Source organism: Pseudomonas sp. WS 5027, from assembly GCF_012985695.1.
GTDB classification, from domain to species: Bacteria; Pseudomonadota; Gammaproteobacteria; order Pseudomonadales; family Pseudomonadaceae; genus Aquipseudomonas; species Aquipseudomonas hygromyciniae.
Window position 1 is genome coordinate 122729 of sequence record NZ_JAAQWU010000007.1, and the last position, 16341, is coordinate 139069.

Genomic DNA, 16341 nt, shown 5'->3' on the forward strand with positions numbered 1-16341 from the left:
AGGCCAGGACAGCGAGTTATATCGGTCATTTTGCGAATACCTCCAGCAATCGTGGCGCAATTCTGTCCAATGGGCGAATCTCAACAGCGGCATCAATCGCCGCTGCCGCTTTGGGCATGCCGTAAACCGCACAGCTCTGCTGATCCTGAGCGATGGTCAGATAGCCCTGGTCACGCATCAACTTGAGTCCCTGGGCTCCGTCGCGCCCCATGCCGGTCAGCAAGACGCCGACGGCATCGCCGTTCCAATGGCTGGCGACGCTCTCGAAAAACACGTCGATGGACGGCCGATAAATCTCGTTCACGGGCTCCGCCGTGTAGGCCAGCGTACCGTTTTTCAGCAGCCGGATATGATGATTGGTGCCGGCCAGCAATACCACGCCACTTTGCGGTGGCTCGCCCTCACGCGCCAGGCGCACCGGCAGGCCCGAGGCGCTGCTCAGCCACTCGGCCATGCCGGCGGCGAAGACCTGGTCCACATGCTGTACCAGCACAATGGCTGCCGCAAAGTCCCGAGGCAAGCCCTTGAGCAGGATTTCCAGCGCCGCCGGACCGCCTGCCGAAGAGCCGATCGCCACCAGATTCAGGCGCTTGCCCGTACCCCGCGCGTGCACCGGTTCAGCCCGTACCCGGCTGCCGCGCTGGCCGATCAGCCAGCCAATATTGAGGATCTTGCGCAACAAGGGCGCGGCCGCCTCCTTGGCATCGCCCACCCCCAAAGCCGGGGTATCCACCACATCCAGGGCGCCATGGCCCATGGCTTCGAAGACGCGGCTGACATTTTGCTGGCGATCGACGGTAACAATAACGATAGCGCAGGGCGTCTCGGCCATGATTTGCCGGGTCGCCTCGACGCCATCCATCACCGGCATGATCAGGTCCATCAGAATCAGATCCGGGGTCCGCTCGGCGCAGCGCTGCACGGCTTCCAGGCCATTGGTGGCGACCCACACCACCTCATGGGCCGGCTCGAGGCTCAAGGCCCGGCGCAATGCCTCGACTGCCAGGGGCATGTCATTGACGATGGCGATCTTCATGCCCGGGCCCCTCCAATCAGTTCCACCACTGCATCGAGCAGGGCGTCGTCATGGAAACTGGCCTTGGCCAGGTAATAGTCCGCGCCGGCATCCAGGCCACGACGCCGGTCTTCTTCGCGATCCTTGTAGGACACCACCATCACCGGCAGCGACTGCAGGCGAGTGTCACGGCGCAAAAGTGTGACCAATTCAATACCGTCCATGCGAGGCATATCAATGTCAGTGATCAGCAGGTCGAAATCTTCGGAGCGCAGAGCATTCCAGCCGTCCATGCCATCAACGGCGACCGCCACGTCATATCCACGATTAAGTAATAGCTTGCGTTGCAGTTCGCGCACGGTAAGTGAGTCATCCACCACCAGGATGCGCTTGCGCGCGGCCTCGACGGTTTGCTGGGCGCGCCGGGCAATGCGCTCCAGGCGGCCGGTGTTGAGCAACTTGTCCACCGAGCGCAGCATGTCCTCGACATCGACGATCAGCACCACCGAACCATCATCGAGCAGCGCGCCGGCAGAAATGTCCTGCACCTTGCCCAGACGATCATCGAGCGGCAACACCACCAGGGTGCGCTCGCCGATAAAGCGTTCCACGGCAATCCCGTACACCGCTTCGCGCTCACGGATCACCACAACCTTGAGGGTGTCCTGGCTGGTCTGCCCGGGCGGGCGCTGCAACAGCTGGCTGGCCGCGACCAGGCCGACATGCCGGCCCTCGTGCCAGAAATGCTGGCGGCCTTCCAGTTGCACGATTTCGTCGGGCGAAAGGTCGCACATGCGTTCGATATGGGCCAAGGGGAAGGCGTAGGCTTCTTCGCCGACTTCCACCACCAGGCTGCGCACCACCGACAGGGTCAGCGGCACTTCCAGATGAAAGCGGCTGCCCTGCCCCGCCGTCTGTTCCAGCACCACCGCGCCGCGCAATTGGCGGACCATGTGTTGCACTGCATCCAAGCCTACGCCGCGCCCGGAGACTTCGGTCACCTTGTCGCGCAGGCTGAAGCCCGGCAGGAACAGGAAGGTCAGCAGTTCCTCTTCGCTCAGGCGTAACGCGGTTTCCAGCGGAGACAGATTGCGCTCGACAATACTGGCGCGCAGGCGCTCCAGATCAACGCCGTTACCGTCATCGCTCAACTCCAGCACCAGCAAGCCAGCCTGGTGCGAGGCGCGCAGGCGGATCAGGCCCTCGGCCGGCTTGCCCGCCAGCAGACGCTGCTCGGGCATTTCGATGCCGTGATCGACGGCATTGCGCAGCAAATGGGTCAACGGCGCTTCAAGCTTTTCCAGCACATCGCGGTCAACCTGGGTCTTTTCGCCTTCGATTTCCAGGCGTACCTGCTTGCCCAGGCTGCGGCCCAGGTCACGCACCATGCGCGCCTGCCCCGCCAGCACATCGGCAAACGGGCGCATGCGACACGCCAGCGCCGTGTCATACAGCACCTGGGCACGCTGGCCGGCTTGCCAGCCGAATTCATCGAGCTCGGCGGTCTTTTCTGCCAGCAGTAACTGCGCTTCGCCCAGCAGGCGGCGGGCATCGCCCAGGGCTTCCTGGGCTTCGAGGCTCAGGTCGACGGTCTTGAGCTGGCCATCGAGGTTGTCCAAGGCCCGGGCGCCGTTACTTTGAATGCGCTTGAGGCGTTGCAGGCTGGACAGGTATGGCTTGAGCCGCTGAGTTTCCACCAGGGACTTGCTGGACAGGTCCAACAGGCTGTTCAAGCGCTCGGCCGTGACCCGCAGGACGCGTTCGCCGCCTTCGGTCATGCGTTTGTTCTGACGCGGCGCTTCACTGCCCAGGGGCGGCGCGGCCTCTGGTTCCGGGGGCAATAGCAGCGACTCTTCAAGGGACGGCAGCGGCGGCGCAAGCGGCTCGGGCACCGGCGGCGGTGCAACCACCTTGGCCGTGGGTTGCGAGGGGTCCAGCAAGCGCTCCATCAGCGCCACATACCCCTCGATATTGGCCGGGCCCACGGTGTTGCCCGGCGTGGCGATGCGCATCAGCAGGTCAGTGCCCTGCAACAACGCGTCGATATGCTCAGGTTGCAGGTACAGCCGGCTTTCCTGGGCGCTGACCAGGCAATCTTCCATCACGTGGGCGACGCTGACGCCAGCGTCGACCCCGACAATCCGCGCCGCGCCCTTGAGCGAATGCGCCGCGCGCATGCAGGCTTCAAGCTGGTCGGCCTGGGTCGGGTTGCGCTCCAGGGCCAGCAAGCCGGCGCTAAGCACCTGGGTCTGGGCATCGGCTTCCAGGCTGAACAGTTCCAGCAGCGAGGCGTCGCGCATCTGATCGGGGGTCATGACAGGCTCCGGGTCACGGCAGACAACAGTTGCGCCTCGTCCAGCCAGCGCAGGCTGCGGCCCTTGAACTGCAACACACCTTGGGTGTAGCGCGCACTGGCCTGGGTGCCGGAGGCAGATGCCGCCTTGAGGGTGCGCTCATCGATGGCGTGAATGCCATCCACTTCATCCACCGGCACCACCACCGGGCCATCCTGCGCGGCGATGATCAACATGCGCGGCATGATCCGCCCGCCGCTGGGGCCGCCGGTGCTGCTGTCGAGCCCCAGCAGTTCCACCAGAGACAGGCAGGCCACCAGCGCACCGCGCACATTGGCCACCCCGAGCAGCGCCCGGGAACGCTGGTGGGGCAAGGAATGGATCGGTTGCAGGGGCGCGACTTCCACCAGGCAACGGGTGGCGATGCCCAGCCACTCCTCGCCCAGGCGGAACATCAGCAATGAACGGGTGGCGACCTCATCATCGGCCTGCGCGGCGGCGTCATGACGATGGTCTTCCTGGGCCAAGGCATAACGATCCAGCAGGCGGGTGGCGGCTGTGGAATACACCGCGCAATTGCGGCAGTGGATATGCTCGGCCAGCAACGGGCAGGATTTATCGCCGTGGATGCCAATGCGGTTCCAGCAATCATCGATAGCCTGGGTATCGGCGACCGTCAGGTCCAGGTCGGTGTCCGGGGATGCAGAGCTACTCATCGTTTACGCTCACTGTCAGCGGCTCGCTCGCTGCGGGCAGCACGGGCTTGCAAGCGCCGCGCCCCCGCCGTATCGCCCTGGGATTCCAGCAGCGCGGCCAGGTGCATCAAGGCCTGCGGATGCTGGGGTTCCAGGTACAAGGCTTTTCGATAATACCCCTGGGCTTCGAGGGCGCTACCCGCCACGTCACTGAGCAAGCCCAGCCAGTAGAACACCTGGGCCGCCGGTGGATGGTTTTGCAGGTAACGCTCGCAGGCAGCGCGGGCCTCAAGGCTTTTACCTTCATTGGCCAGGGTCGCGATCTGACCGAGCAGCTGCGCAGCATCCGAGTGCACGGGCGCAGGCTTGATCGGCACCACCGGCGCCGCGAACGCACTGAATGGCCGGGGCTTGCTCGGAATCGGCGCTGCGCTGCGCTGGGGCACCGGAGGCGGTATTGGGGCATGGACCGGCTCGGGAATGGGTTCGGCATGCCGACTGAAGGCAAATGACTGCGGCACACCAATCGAGCGCATGCCCAGGCGTCCCAGCAGGCTGCCTTCGGCCGGGCCGATAAACAGCACGCCGTCGACATGGGTCAGACCCTTGAGCACTTCAAATACCTGCTTCTGGGTCGGCTGGTCGAAGTAAATCAGCAGGTTGCGGCAAAACACAAAATCATAGGTCGGCTCGTTGGCCAGCAGCTGAGGATCGAGCAGGTTGCCCACTTGCAGACGCACCTGTTCACGCACCCGGTCGCAGACGCGGTAGCCATCATTTTCGGCGCTGAAATGCCGCTCACGAAACGCAATGTCCTGGCCACGGAAGGAATTTTTGCCATACACCCCGCGCCGCGCCCGCTCCACCGACAATGGACTGACGTCCATGCCTTGCACCTTGAACTGGTGAGGCAAAAGGCCCGCATCGATCAAGGCCATGGCGATGGAGTAAGGCTCCTCACCGGTGGAGCATGGCAGGCTGAGGATGCGCAGGGCGCGCATATGCTTGATCTCGCCCAGCCGCGTCACAGCCAGCCGCGCCAGGGTGGCAAAGGATTCGGGATAACGGAAAAACCAGGTTTCGGGGACGATGACCGCTTCGATCAGCGCCCGTTGTTCCTCGCTGCTGGTTTGCAGGCGCTGCCAGTATTGATCGGCATTCAGCCCCTGCAGCGCCTGGCTGCGCTGACGCACGGCGCGCTCGATAATCGCTTCGCCCACCGAGGCGACATCCAGGCCGATTCGTTCCTTGAGGAAGTCGAAAAAGCGTTGATCATTGCTCATCACACCTCCCCAACTGTCGGGTCGGGGGCAAACAGCAAGGCACGGACCTCGGCGGTGAGCAGGTCGGCAACGCCGATCCACTGTGTCAGGCCTTGCTCGTCTTCGCGCACCGGGCCCAGATACGGCGCTTGGCGATTGTCCAGGCCATAGGGTTGAAAGTCCGCCGGATCGCAGCGCAGGGTATCAGTCGCCTGTTCGAGGATCAGCCCCAGCCAGCGCGATTCCAGCCAAGCCTCTGGCCGATAGTTGACCAGTACCAGCCGTGTACTGGTGCGGGCCTGGGCCGGCGTACCAAAGGTCAGGGCACTGAGGTCGATCACCGGCACCATATTGCCGCGATGGGCAAAGATTCCGGCGACCCACACCGGCGCGTGGGCGATGGGCTTGAGCGGCAGGCGCGGCAACACCTCGGCCACTTCCGTGGCCTTGAGGGCATAGCGCTCGCTGCCGATATGAAACACCAGGAACAAGGCTTTTCTGGCTGCCGTCACCACGCCGCGTTTCGCCGCCGGATCACTCATCAGACTTTGAAACGCGACACGCCGCTGCGCAGACCCACCGCAACCTGGCTCAATTCATCAATGGCAAAGCTGGCCTGGCGCAGGGATTCCACGGTCTGGCTGCTGGCATCGCCCAACTGTACCAAGGCATGGTTGATCTGCTCGGCACCCGTGGCCTGGGCCTGCATGCCCTCGTTGACCATCAGCACCCGCGGCGCCAAGGCCTGGACCTGGTGGATGATCTGTGACAGTTGCTCGCCCACTTGCTGCACCTCGAACATGCCGCGACGGACCTCTTCGGAGAACTTATCCATGCCCATCACCCCGGCCGATACAGCTGACTGGATCTCGCGCACCATCTGCTCGATATCGTAGGTGGCCACGGCGGTCTGGTCAGCCAAGCGTCGTACTTCGGTGGCCACCACGGCAAAGCCGCGTCCGTATTCACCGGCTTTCTCGGCCTCGATGGCGGCATTGAGGGACAGCAAGTTGGTCTGGTCGGCCACCTTGACGATCGTCACCACCACCTGGTTGATGTTGCCGGCCTTCTCGTTGAGGATCGCCAACTTGGCGTTCACCAGATCGGCGGCGCCCATCACCGAATGCATGGTTTCTTCCATGCGAGCCAGGCCTTGCTGGCCAGAGCCGGCGGCCACCGAGGCCTGGTCGGCGGCGGTGGACACCTCGGTCATGGTGCGCACCAGGTCCTTGGACGTGGCAGCGATTTCCCGCGAAGTGGCGCCGATTTCGGTGGTCGTGGCGGCGGTTTCAGTGGCGGTGGCCTGCTGCTGCTTGGAGGTGGCGGCAATCTCGGTCACCGACGTGGTGACCTGCACCGACGACCGCTGGGCCTGGGATACCAGGGCGGTCAGCTCGGTCATCATGTCGTTGAAGCCGGTTTCGACGGCACCGAACTCGTCCTTGCGCTCCAGGTTCAGGCGCTTGCTCAAATCACCAGTGCGCATGGTTTCGAGGATATCGACGATACGCTTCATCGGCGCCATGATCGCGCGCATCAGCAGCAGCCCGCACAGGCCGGCGGCGAGGATCGCGAGGAGCAGCGACACGCCCATGCTGATTTTTGCGGCAGCTACGGCGTCATCGATGGCGGCAGTGGCCCTGTCTGCGACCTGTTTGTTCTCATTGATGATGTCGTTGAGCTTCATGCGCCCTGCAATCCAGGCCGGAGTCAGTTGCTCGTCGAACATCTTGACGGCCTCGGCTTCCTTATTGGCCTGGTGCAATTCCAGGACCTGGGCCAGCACTCGGTTGTACTTCTGGTGCAGGGCTTCGAAGGCGTCGAACTCGCTACGATCCTGGTCGATATTGATCGTATTGGCATAACTGGCCATGTGCTGCTCAAGGCGTGCTTCGAACGACTTGTAATCCTGTCGGTCAGCATCGGAAATGCCCTGATGCTCGCGCAAACCGATCAATTCCTGGGTCTGCAGGTAGCTGTCGACCCAGGCGCTGCGGATCATCGAGCTGAAAAACACCCCCGGCACGGCGTCGTCGCGCACCGAGTTTTCGCTCGCTTCGATCTTCAGCAACCGTGAATACGAGACCACAACCATCAGCAGCATGATGGCGATAATGACCGCAAAGCTCGCCAATATGCGTTGGCGCAAGGTCCAGTTCTTCACAGTATTTCCTCGAGGGCCGATCAAATGCCGGGGAGTATAGCTGAGGCCGTGCCATCATTTATCAATGGGTTGTGGCCCAAGTCTCAAGGAATACAAAAACACCCCGCAACCTGTCCGGCGGCGGGGTGTTTTTTTGTGCGGGGTGGGTCAGAGCGTGGCTTGGCGTACCTGTTTTTCCAGTTCACTCTTCAGACCCGGTTCCAACTTGAGCTGGCGGGCCAGTTCGTCGAGGTAGGACTTCTCCATGAAGTTTTCCTCGTCCACCAGCATGACGCTGGCGATGTACATTTCGGCAGCCATTTCCGGGGTGCTGGCGGCGCGGGCTACATCGGCGGGGTCCAGGGGTTTGTTGAGCTCGGCATGCAGCCAGCGTTGCAGCTCCTGGTCGTTGTCCAGCTTGACGAATTCACCTTCGATCAAGGCGCGCTCGCGCTCGTCCACATGGCCATCGGCCTTGGCGGCGGCCACCAGGGCCTTGAGAATGGCCTGGCTATGCAGCTCGACCTGGGCTGGCGGCAGGCGGTCGAGGGTCTGTGGCTCGCCTTTAGGCGCACCGGCCTGTTGTGCTTGCCAGTTGCCGTAGGCCTTGTAGGCAATGACGCCTAATGCTGCAAGACCGCCATAGGTGAGGGCTTTACCGCCAAAATTGCGGGCTTTTTTGTTGCCCAGCAGCAAGCCCATGGCCCCGGCAGCCAATGCCCCGCCTCCCGCGCCGCCCAACAGGCTGCCGAGCCCGCCACCGCCGAGCAGACCGCCCAGTGCGCCTTTGTCATCGCCTTTACGTTGACCGCCCGCCTTGTTTTGCAGCATGTCCTGGCCGGACTTGAGCAACTGATCAAGCAATCCACGGGTATTCATTCATAGCCTCCAGAAACTTGGGTTCATAGGTTTAATAGGCTGTCAGCGTAAAACTAAGTGCCAATAATCCTGGATATAGAGTGCTTCCAGATGTAACTCAACTGGGGTTGGGGTTGGGGTTGGGTACATATCCGTTGCTGCGGTAACGGCCACTTAGGGTTCCGCCCTGACGGCGGGTCACTTTGGAAAAGCCCCAAAGTAACCAAAGGGCTCTTGCCCCACCACTCGGTGCCTCGCTTAGGCTCGGCATGCCCGTAATCCGACATTGATTTGGGGGGCCGCCGCGATGGGCCATCCATGGCCCAGCGCGGCTAAACCGGCGTCCTGCCGGTTTACCCCCCAAACCAATATCGGATTACGGCCAGCGTGGTTTAACGGGGCGCCTAAGATCAAAATCACAAGCAAAACGAGGCGGCCTGACAGCCGACCTGATCGTCGAAGCGTGCGCGTATCCTTGTGGGAGCGGGCTTGCTCGCGAATGCAGTCTGTCAGTTGATAAATGCATTGACTGACACTCCGCATTCGCGAGCAAGCCCGCTCCCACAGGGGAAAGCAGCTTCGCACTGTTGCTCTGCTTTTGATCTGGCTTTTGATCTTGGGCGCCCCGTTAAACCACGATGGCCGCAGGCAGGTATTGCGCAGTGGGCACCCCGGCAGGATGCCGGGGTAGCCGCGACACGGCCATGGATGGCCGATCGCGGCGGGCCCACGGAGCAATGCCTGACTGCGGGCATGCCGAGCCTAGGCGAGGCACCGAGTGGTGGGGCAAGAGCCCTTTGGTTACTTTGGGGCTTTTCCAAAGTGACCCGCCGTAAGGGCGGAACCCATAGCCGCCGTGACCGCAGCAACGGATATGTACACAACACCCCCCTGCAGACACGTCTTGTTTCACATGCAACGCCATCATCCCGCTATCAATCAATTTTCCTTCCCCACCGAACCCCTTAAGCTATTCGGCATCTGTTTAATGTCCGTTGCGTTTGGCCGAAGGCATGTCCGAACCGTTATTTCTGATCCAGCACGCGCCAGGAACGGCACGGGATTGCTCACCACAGGTTGTATTTATGCACCGCAGGAATTTGCTCAAAGCGTCCATGGCCATCGCGGCCTATACCGGACTGTCGGCCAGTGGCCTGCTGGCCGCTCAAGCCTGGGCCGGGAATCGTGCAGCCGATGGCGACGCCAAGGCGTTCGACTTCGACTGGCTCAAGCTGCAAGCCAAGCAATTGGCCGGCAAACAGTATCAGGACACCCGCCAGGTACTGCCGCCGACCCTGGCGACCATGACCCCGCAGAATTTCAATGCCATTGGCTACGACGGCAATCATTCGCTGTGGAAAGACCTCAAAGGCCAACTGGACGTGCAGTTTTTTCACGTCGGCATGGGCTTCAAGACCCCGGTGCGCATGCACAGTGTCGACCCCAAGACCCGTCAGGCGCGGGAGGTGCATTTCCGTCCATCGCTGTTCAACTATGAAAAAACCACGGTCGATACCCAGCAGCTCAAGGGCGACCTGGGCTTTTCCGGGTTCAAGCTGTTCAAGGCCCCGGAACTGGACCGCCACGATGTGGTGTCTTTTCTCGGCGCCAGCTATTTCCGAGCGGTGGATAACACCGGCCAATACGGCCTTTCGGCGCGCGGCCTGGCCATCGATACCTACGCCAGCAAACGCGAAGAATTCCCCGACTTCACCCAGTTCTGGTTCGAGACGCCGGACAAGGACAGCACCCGCTTCGTGGTCTACGCCCTGCTCGACTCACCGAGCGCCACCGGCGCCTACCGCTTCGACATCGATTGCCAGGCCACCCAGGTGGTGATGGCCATCGACGCCCATATCAACGCGCGGACCGCGATCCAGCAGATGGGCATCGCGCCCATGACCAGCATGTTCAGTTGCGGCACCCATGAGCGGCGCATGTGCGACACCATTCACCCACAGATCCACGATTCCGATCGCCTGGCGATGTGGCGCGGCAACGGCGAGTGGATCTGCCGCCCGCTGAACAACCCGGCAAAGCTGCAATTCAATGCCTTCGCCGATAAAGACCCAAAAGGTTTCGGCCTGGTGCAGACCGACCATGAGTTCGCCAGCTACCAGGACACCGTCGACTGGTACAGCAAGCGCCCGAGCCTGTGGGTAGAACCGACCACCGCGTGGGGCGAAGGCTCTGTCGACCTGCTGGAAATTCCTACCACCGGCGAGACCATGGACAACATCGTCGCCTTCTGGACCCCAAAGAAACCGGTGGCCGCCGGCGACTCCCTGAACTTTGGCTACAAGCTCTACTGGAGCGCCCTGCCCCCGGTCAGCACGCCGCTGGCGCAGGTCAACGCGACCCGTTCCGGCATGGGCGGTTTCACCGAAGGCTGGGCACCGGGTGAGCATTACCCGCCGGTCTGGGCGCGCCGGTTTGCCGTGGACTTCAAGGGCGGCGGCCTCGACCGTCTGCCCGAAGGCACCGGGATCGAGCCGGTGGTCACGTGCTCCCATGGCGAAGTGAAAGATTTCAGCGTGCTGGTGCTCGATGACATCAAGGGCTATCGCATCCTCTTCGACTGGTACCCGACCAGCGATAGCGTAGAACCGGTGGAAATGCGCCTGTTCATTCGCACCAATGACCGGACCTTGAGTGAAACCTGGTTGTACCAGTACTTCCCGCCCGCACCGGACAAGCGCAAGTACAGCTGATGCCAAACGTTCCCACGCGCTGAGTAGCGTGGGAACGCCCTGGCCGGGTCAAAAGCGTGAAATGCTCTTCATCGCGCCAATCAGATAGCGCATTGCAACTTGATCGTTTTCGGTCAAGGCGCGGTACTGCTCCAGCAGTTGAGTCTCATCCGAGCTCAATCGGCGGCCATGCAATGACAGCCTGCGGCTGAAAAAAAGCGTCAGAACCTCTGTTACACCAATGGACTTGGCCATGGAATGTTTCTCCGTGTAATAAACAACAACTCCTAATGCCCATAACCCTGTCCGCGAAGTGCAATGCCTCAGCGAGCAAACAGACTGACTTCCTGGGCCAGAAGCCGCCTTACTTCAAGCGTAGAAACTATCCTGGCGCCTGTGAGATTTTTTTAGAGTATTCACTTAAATATTTCTCTCGAAGCAAAAAGCTTGCAGAAAACTCTTACGCCTCATAAATTGACTGACCACTCAATTAATTAATGAGACAGGCATGCGCACCATTGATCCCCAACAACGCGAAAGCAAACGCATGGCCCTGTTGGATGCCGCGTCCCAGTGTTTCGCCGAGGCCGGTTTTGTCGCCACGCGCACCGCGGATATCTGTGCCCGGGCCGGTATGAGCGCGGGCAATCTGTTCCACTATTTCGCCAGCAAGCACGAGGTCTTGCTGGCGCTGGTGGCACGCGAAGGCGCAGAGATCCAACAGGCCATGGCGCCGTTGGCCAAGACGGCCGATCCGATGGCGCAGTTGCTGGCTTTCCTCGATCAGGTCTGCCAATTGGCCTGCGACCGCCACTACGCCGGCCTGGCGCTGGAGATCTCGGCCCTGGGTTATCGCGACGAAGCCGTGGCGCGGCTGGTGAAGGCCAATGACCGCTCATTGCGTGATGGCTTGGAAGCCCTGGTAAAGGCGGCCGACCAGGCCGGGCAATTACACACCGCGTTGAGCGTGCCCGACGCGGCCAACTGGCTGGCCGCCTTGATCGATGGCATGTTCGCCCGCGTGGCTGTCGACCCGGACTTTCACCCCGAGCAGCAGACCACGGTCCTACGGGCCCTGGTGGTTCACCTGCTACAGGGGCGTTGAACATGCCAGCAACGACCAATGCGCGCCTGGTCCAGGTCGATGCGCTGCGCGGGTTTGCCTTGCTCGGCATTCTCAGCGTGAATATCTGGGCCTTTGCCGATCCCTTTTATGCCTCGACCTCCAGCAATCCGGCCTACGCCAGCGCGCTCGATCACGGGGTGCGGCTGCTGGTGGCATGGTTGTTCGAGACCAAGTTCTACCTGCTGTTTTCCTTCCTGTTCGGCTACAGCTTCACCCTGCAAATGGCCGCCGCCGAGCGTGCCGAGGCCGCGTTCGTCCCACGCATGCTGCGCCGGCAACTGGCACTGTTGGTATTGGGCCTGCTCCATGGTGCCCTGTTGTACTACGGGGAGATTCTCTCCACTTATGCCCTCCTGGGCCTGGTGCTGCTGGCCGCCCGTAACCTGTCAGCGGCCCGCGCCCAGCGGTGGGCAGTCGGTCTGGTGGTGGTCGCCTGTTCACTGTGGATGGCGTTGGGAGTCTTGCAGGGGCTGGCGGGTGAATGGGTCGGCACTGGCCAGGGCGAGGCCCAGGCAAAACTCACGGCATTTTCCGCCGGGGCCCTGCAAACCTTGCAGTTTCATAGCCGGGAGGTGTGGACCACGGTGCCGGCGTTATGGCTATTGCAAGGACCCAGCGCCCTGGCGATGTTCCTGTTCGGTTACGCCGCCGGGCGCCAGCAGTGGCTGGCGTCGCCACAGACCTGGGAACCCCGCACCCGACGCCTGCTGCTAATGACCGCCCCACTGGGCCTGCTGGGTGCGTTGCTCTACGCCCTTACCGCCGCTTACAGACCAGGCGGCGGCCTGGAAACCTTTGCCTTCGGCCTCGGCCAACTGACGGCACCACTGCTGACAGCCGCCTATTGTCTATTGATGTTGGCGCTGTTCAACACCACCAGCGGTGCAAGGCTGTGCGCGTACCTGGCGCCGCTGGGCAAGATGGCCTTGAGCAATTACCTCATGCAATCGATCGTGCTCGGGCTGTTGTTCACCGGCTACGGCGCTGGCTGGATCAATCAGGTCGAGCCATGGTTGCTTTTACCCATGGCTGCCGCGATTTTTATCCTGCAAATGTGGCTGAGCACCCACTGGCTTCGCCGCCATCCCTATGGGCCGTTCGAGTGGTTGTTGCGCGCCGCGACGTTACTGGCCTGGCCGAACTGGCGGCGCAGCGAATAAACATCAAAATCGCCACTCCCCGGCCACAGGCAAGAAAAAACCCACCGTGATCAGCGGTGGGTCTGGGTGATAAATGTAAAAATCAGTCGCGCAAGTCAGACTCATGAATCGGCTGGTCGCGGTGGGTCGCCCGCTGGTATTGCGCCGGCCAGGTCGCCTTGCGCCCGCCCAGGTCGTCATCGGCGTGCAGCGGCCAGTACGGATCACGCAGCAGTTCCCGGGCGAGGAAGATGATATCGGCCTGGCAGGTCCGCAGAATATGCTCGGCCTGGGCCGGCTCGGTAATCATGCCCACCGTGCCGGTGGCCATGCCGGACTCCTTGCGCACACGCTCGGCAAAGCGCGTTTGGTAACCGGGCCCGATAGGGATTTCTGCATTGGCCGCAGTGCCACCGGAGGATACGTCGATCAGGTCCACGCCCAGGTCTTTGAGGCGGCGCGCCAGTTCCACGGTTTCATCCGGGTTCCAGCCGTCTTCCACCCAGTCGGTGGCTGAGACGCGCACAAACAACGGCAGCTCTTGCGGCCACACCTCACGCACCGCTTCGGTGACTTGCAATACCAGGCGAATACGGTTTTCAAAGGAGCCGCCATATTGATCCTGGCGCTGATTGCTCAGGGGCGAAAGAAACTGATGCAGCAGATAACCATGGGCGGCATGGATCTCCACCACTTTGAAACCGGCAGTCAGGGCGCGTTTGGCGGCGGCCACAAAGTCGGCGATCACCTGCTGGATTTGCCCTTCGTCCAATTGCCGGGGCGCGGTGTGCTGCGGGTCGAAGGCGATGGGCGACGGACCTACCGGCACCCAGCCGCCGTCCGCGGGCTTGACGCTGCCGTGCTTGCCGATCCACGGTCGGTGGGTGCTGGCCTTGCGCCCGGCATGAGCCAGTTGAATACCTGCCACCGCCCCTTGGGCGCTGATAAAGCGGGTGATGCGCTGCAACGGTTCAATCTGGGCATCGTTCCACAGGCCCAGATCCTGGGCGGTGATGCGGCCATCCGCGGTGACGGCGGTGGCTTCACTGAAAATCAGGCCAGCGCCGCCGACGGCGCGGCTGCCCAGGTGCACCAGGTGCCAGTCATTGGCCAGGCCATCGACGGCGGAGTACTGGCACATCGGCGATACGGCGATGCGGTTGAGCAGGGTCAATTGGCGCAGGGTATAGGGTTCAAGCAACAGACTCATGGGGCACCTCTTCTCGTATCCGGTGGGCATTGGCTCCAGGGTTCTGTCTGACCGGTGCGCGTGACGAAAAGATGAAAGGCCCGTCCCCTTCGGGCTAAAAAACAGACAAGGTCACAAGACCAATCACACAGTGCTTAGAGACTAGTCGACAACCGGGGATTGCACAGGGTTCAGCGCGGTTCGATGTGGGCAATCATCAATTGCACGGTTTCCTGGCCACGGAATTCGTTGACGTCCAGCTTGTAGGCCAGCTCCACCCAGCGAATGGTCGGGTTGGGCCACACTTCGCGGTCGATGCCAAAGGCAATGCCATCGAGTTTCACCGCGCCGCACTCACTCTTGAGCACCACCTTGAGGTGACGCTCGCCCACCACCCGTTGCTCCACCAGCTGAAACACCCCGTGAAACAGCGGTTCGGGAAAGTGCTGGCCCCAGGGCCCGGCATTGCGCAGGGCGCGGGCCAGTTCCAGGTGGAACTCTTCCACCGCCAAGGTGCCATCGGACAGCAGGCGCCCGGTGAGGTCTTCTTCACGCAGTTGGCGGCGCACTTCGGCGTCGAAGGCTTCGGCGAACAGCGGGAAGTTCGCCTCAGGCAAGGTCAAGCCCGCCGCCATGGCGTGGCCGCCGTACTTGGCGATCAGGTTCGGATGCTGGCTGGCCACCACGGCCAGGGCATCGCGGATATGGAACCCCGGCACTGAACGCCCGGAGCCCTTGAGCAGGCCATCACCGGCATCGGCAAAGGCAATGGTCGGGCGGAAATAACGCTCTTTCATACGCGAAGCAAGGATGCCGATGACACCCTGGTGCCACTCAGGGTCGAACAGGCACAGGCCGAATGGCATCGACTCCACCGGCAAGTCCTTGAGCTGGGCCAGGGCTTCGCGCTGCATGCCCTGCTCGATGGTCTTGCGGTCCTGGTTCATGCCATCCAGTTGCGCGGCCATTTCCCGGGCCTGGGCGAAGTCGCTGGTGAGCAGGCATTCGATGCCCAGGCTCATATCATCCAGGCGCCCGGCCGCGTTGAGCCGCGGGCCGAGAATAAAACCCAGGTCAGTGGAGGTGATACGCGCGTGGTCACGCTTGGCCACTTCGAGGATAGCCTTGATGCCCGGCCGCGCACGGCCGGCGCGAATCCGCTCCAGGCCCTGGTAGACCAGGATGCGGTTATTGGCATCCAGGGGCACCACGTCGGCCACACTGCCCAGGGCCACCAGGTCGAGCAACTCGCCGATATTGGGTTGCGGCTGGTTGTCGTACCAGCCCAGGCTGCGCAAGCGCGCGCGCAACGCCATCAGTACGTAGAAGATCACTCCCACGCCCGCCAGGGCCTTGCTGGGGAACTCGCAACCGGGCTGGTTCGGGTTGACGATGGCATCGGCCGCCGGCAGTTCATCGCCGGGCAAGTGGTGGTCGGTGACCAGCACCTTGAGCCCCGCAGCCTTCGCCGCCGCCACGCCTTCGACACTGGAGATGCCGTTGTCCACGGTGATCAGCAACTGCGGCTCGCGTTGCAAGGCCACGGCAACGATTTCCGGGGTCAGACCGTAGCCGTATTCGAAGCGGTTGGGCACTAGGTAATCGACATGGGCGGCCCCGAGCAGGCGCAGGCCGAGGGTACCCACGGTACTGGCGGTGGCGCCATCGGCATCGAAGTCGCCGACGATCAGGATCCGCTGGCGCTGTTCCAGGGCCGTCACCAGCAAGTCCACGGCGGCATCAATCCCTTTGAGCTGCTGATAGGGAATCAGACGCGCCAGGCTCTTATCCAGCTCATCCTGCGAGGTCACGCCACGGGCGGCGTAAAGACGGGTCAGCAACGGTGGCAATTCACCGAGGAACGGCAGGACGGCGGGCAATGGGCGGGGATCGATACGCATGGGGTGACGGGGGCTTCTCTGGCTGTAGA

General features: G+C 62.3%; 13 protein-coding genes. 3 read left to right on the top strand and 10 right to left on the bottom strand.

Going from position 1 to position 16341, the window contains the following annotated elements; genetic code table 11:
• Positions 1–25: 25 nt before the first annotated feature.
• The 7 genes from HBO09_RS11255 to HBO09_RS11285 form a co-directional block, all read right to left on the bottom strand.
• Positions 26–1036, bottom strand: coding sequence for a chemotaxis response regulator protein-glutamate methylesterase (locus HBO09_RS11255; protein WP_169996794.1), 1011 nt, complete (start codon positions 1034–1036; stop codon positions 26–28).
• On the bottom strand, positions 1033–3330 hold the full coding sequence (locus tag HBO09_RS11260) for a hybrid sensor histidine kinase/response regulator (RefSeq protein WP_169996792.1): 2298 nt from the start codon (positions 3328–3330) through the stop codon (positions 1033–1035). Before HBO09_RS11260 ends, HBO09_RS11255 begins: the two co-directional genes overlap by 4 nt.
• Complete coding sequence (locus tag HBO09_RS11265) at positions 3327–4025, bottom strand: chemotaxis protein CheW (protein ID WP_169996790.1); 699 nt, start codon at positions 4023–4025, stop codon at positions 3327–3329. The genes HBO09_RS11260 and HBO09_RS11265 overlap by 4 nt, the downstream gene beginning before the upstream one ends.
• The gene (locus tag HBO09_RS11270) at positions 4022–5287 is read right to left on the bottom strand and encodes a CheR family methyltransferase (protein WP_169996788.1); all 1266 of its coding nucleotides are present in this window, start codon (positions 5285–5287) and stop codon (positions 4022–4024) included. Before HBO09_RS11270 ends, HBO09_RS11265 begins: the two co-directional genes overlap by 4 nt.
• Complete coding sequence (locus HBO09_RS11275) at positions 5287–5808, bottom strand: chemotaxis protein CheW (RefSeq protein ID WP_169996786.1); 522 nt, start codon at positions 5806–5808, stop codon at positions 5287–5289. The genes HBO09_RS11270 and HBO09_RS11275 overlap by 1 nt, the downstream gene beginning before the upstream one ends.
• Positions 5808–7430: a methyl-accepting chemotaxis protein gene (locus tag HBO09_RS11280; protein ID WP_169996784.1), complete on the bottom strand. Its 1623-nt coding sequence runs from the start codon at positions 7428–7430 to the stop codon at positions 5808–5810. The genes HBO09_RS11275 and HBO09_RS11280 overlap by 1 nt, the downstream gene beginning before the upstream one ends.
• A 147-nt stretch (positions 7431–7577) precedes the next feature.
• Positions 7578–8288 carry a tellurite resistance TerB family protein gene (locus HBO09_RS11285; protein ID WP_038442903.1) on the bottom strand — a complete coding sequence of 237 codons (711 nt, stop codon included), beginning with the start codon at positions 8286–8288 and terminating at the stop codon, positions 7578–7580.
• Between the two features lie 1064 nt (positions 8289–9352).
• On the opposite strand from HBO09_RS11285, the gene HBO09_RS11290 reads away from it, so the two are divergent.
• Positions 9353–10978, top strand: a complete 1626-nt coding sequence (locus HBO09_RS11290) for a glucan biosynthesis protein D (RefSeq protein ID WP_169997345.1) — start codon at positions 9353–9355, stop codon at positions 10976–10978.
• Positions 10979–11026: 48 nt separating this feature from the next.
• On the opposite strand, the gene HBO09_RS11295 is transcribed toward HBO09_RS11290, so the two are convergent.
• A complete protein-coding gene (locus HBO09_RS11295) occupies positions 11027–11212 on the bottom strand; it encodes a hypothetical protein (RefSeq protein ID WP_169997343.1) in 186 nt (61 codons plus the stop codon).
• A gap of 253 nt (positions 11213–11465) precedes the next feature.
• Between HBO09_RS11295 and HBO09_RS11300 the strand changes: the two genes are divergently transcribed.
• Together HBO09_RS11300 and HBO09_RS11305 are read left to right on the top strand one after the other, a co-directional pair.
• Positions 11466–12062, top strand: coding sequence for a TetR/AcrR family transcriptional regulator (locus HBO09_RS11300; protein ID WP_169997341.1), 597 nt, complete (start codon positions 11466–11468; stop codon positions 12060–12062).
• A gap of 2 nt (positions 12063–12064) precedes the next feature.
• On the top strand, positions 12065–13243 hold the full coding sequence (locus tag HBO09_RS11305; protein WP_169997339.1) for a DUF418 domain-containing protein: 1179 nt from the start codon (positions 12065–12067) through the stop codon (positions 13241–13243).
• An 82-nt stretch (positions 13244–13325) separates the two neighbouring features.
• Here the strand turns inward: HBO09_RS11305 and HBO09_RS11310 are convergent, their stop codons facing one another.
• The gene (locus HBO09_RS11310; protein WP_169997337.1) at positions 13326–14432 is read right to left on the bottom strand and encodes an NADH:flavin oxidoreductase/NADH oxidase; all 1107 of its coding nucleotides are present in this window, start codon (positions 14430–14432) and stop codon (positions 13326–13328) included.
• Between the two features lie 170 nt (positions 14433–14602).
• Positions 14603–16312, bottom strand: a complete 1710-nt coding sequence (gene recJ, locus HBO09_RS11315) for a single-stranded-DNA-specific exonuclease RecJ (protein WP_169997335.1) — start codon at positions 16310–16312, stop codon at positions 14603–14605.
• Between the last annotated feature and the right edge of the window lie 29 nt (positions 16313–16341).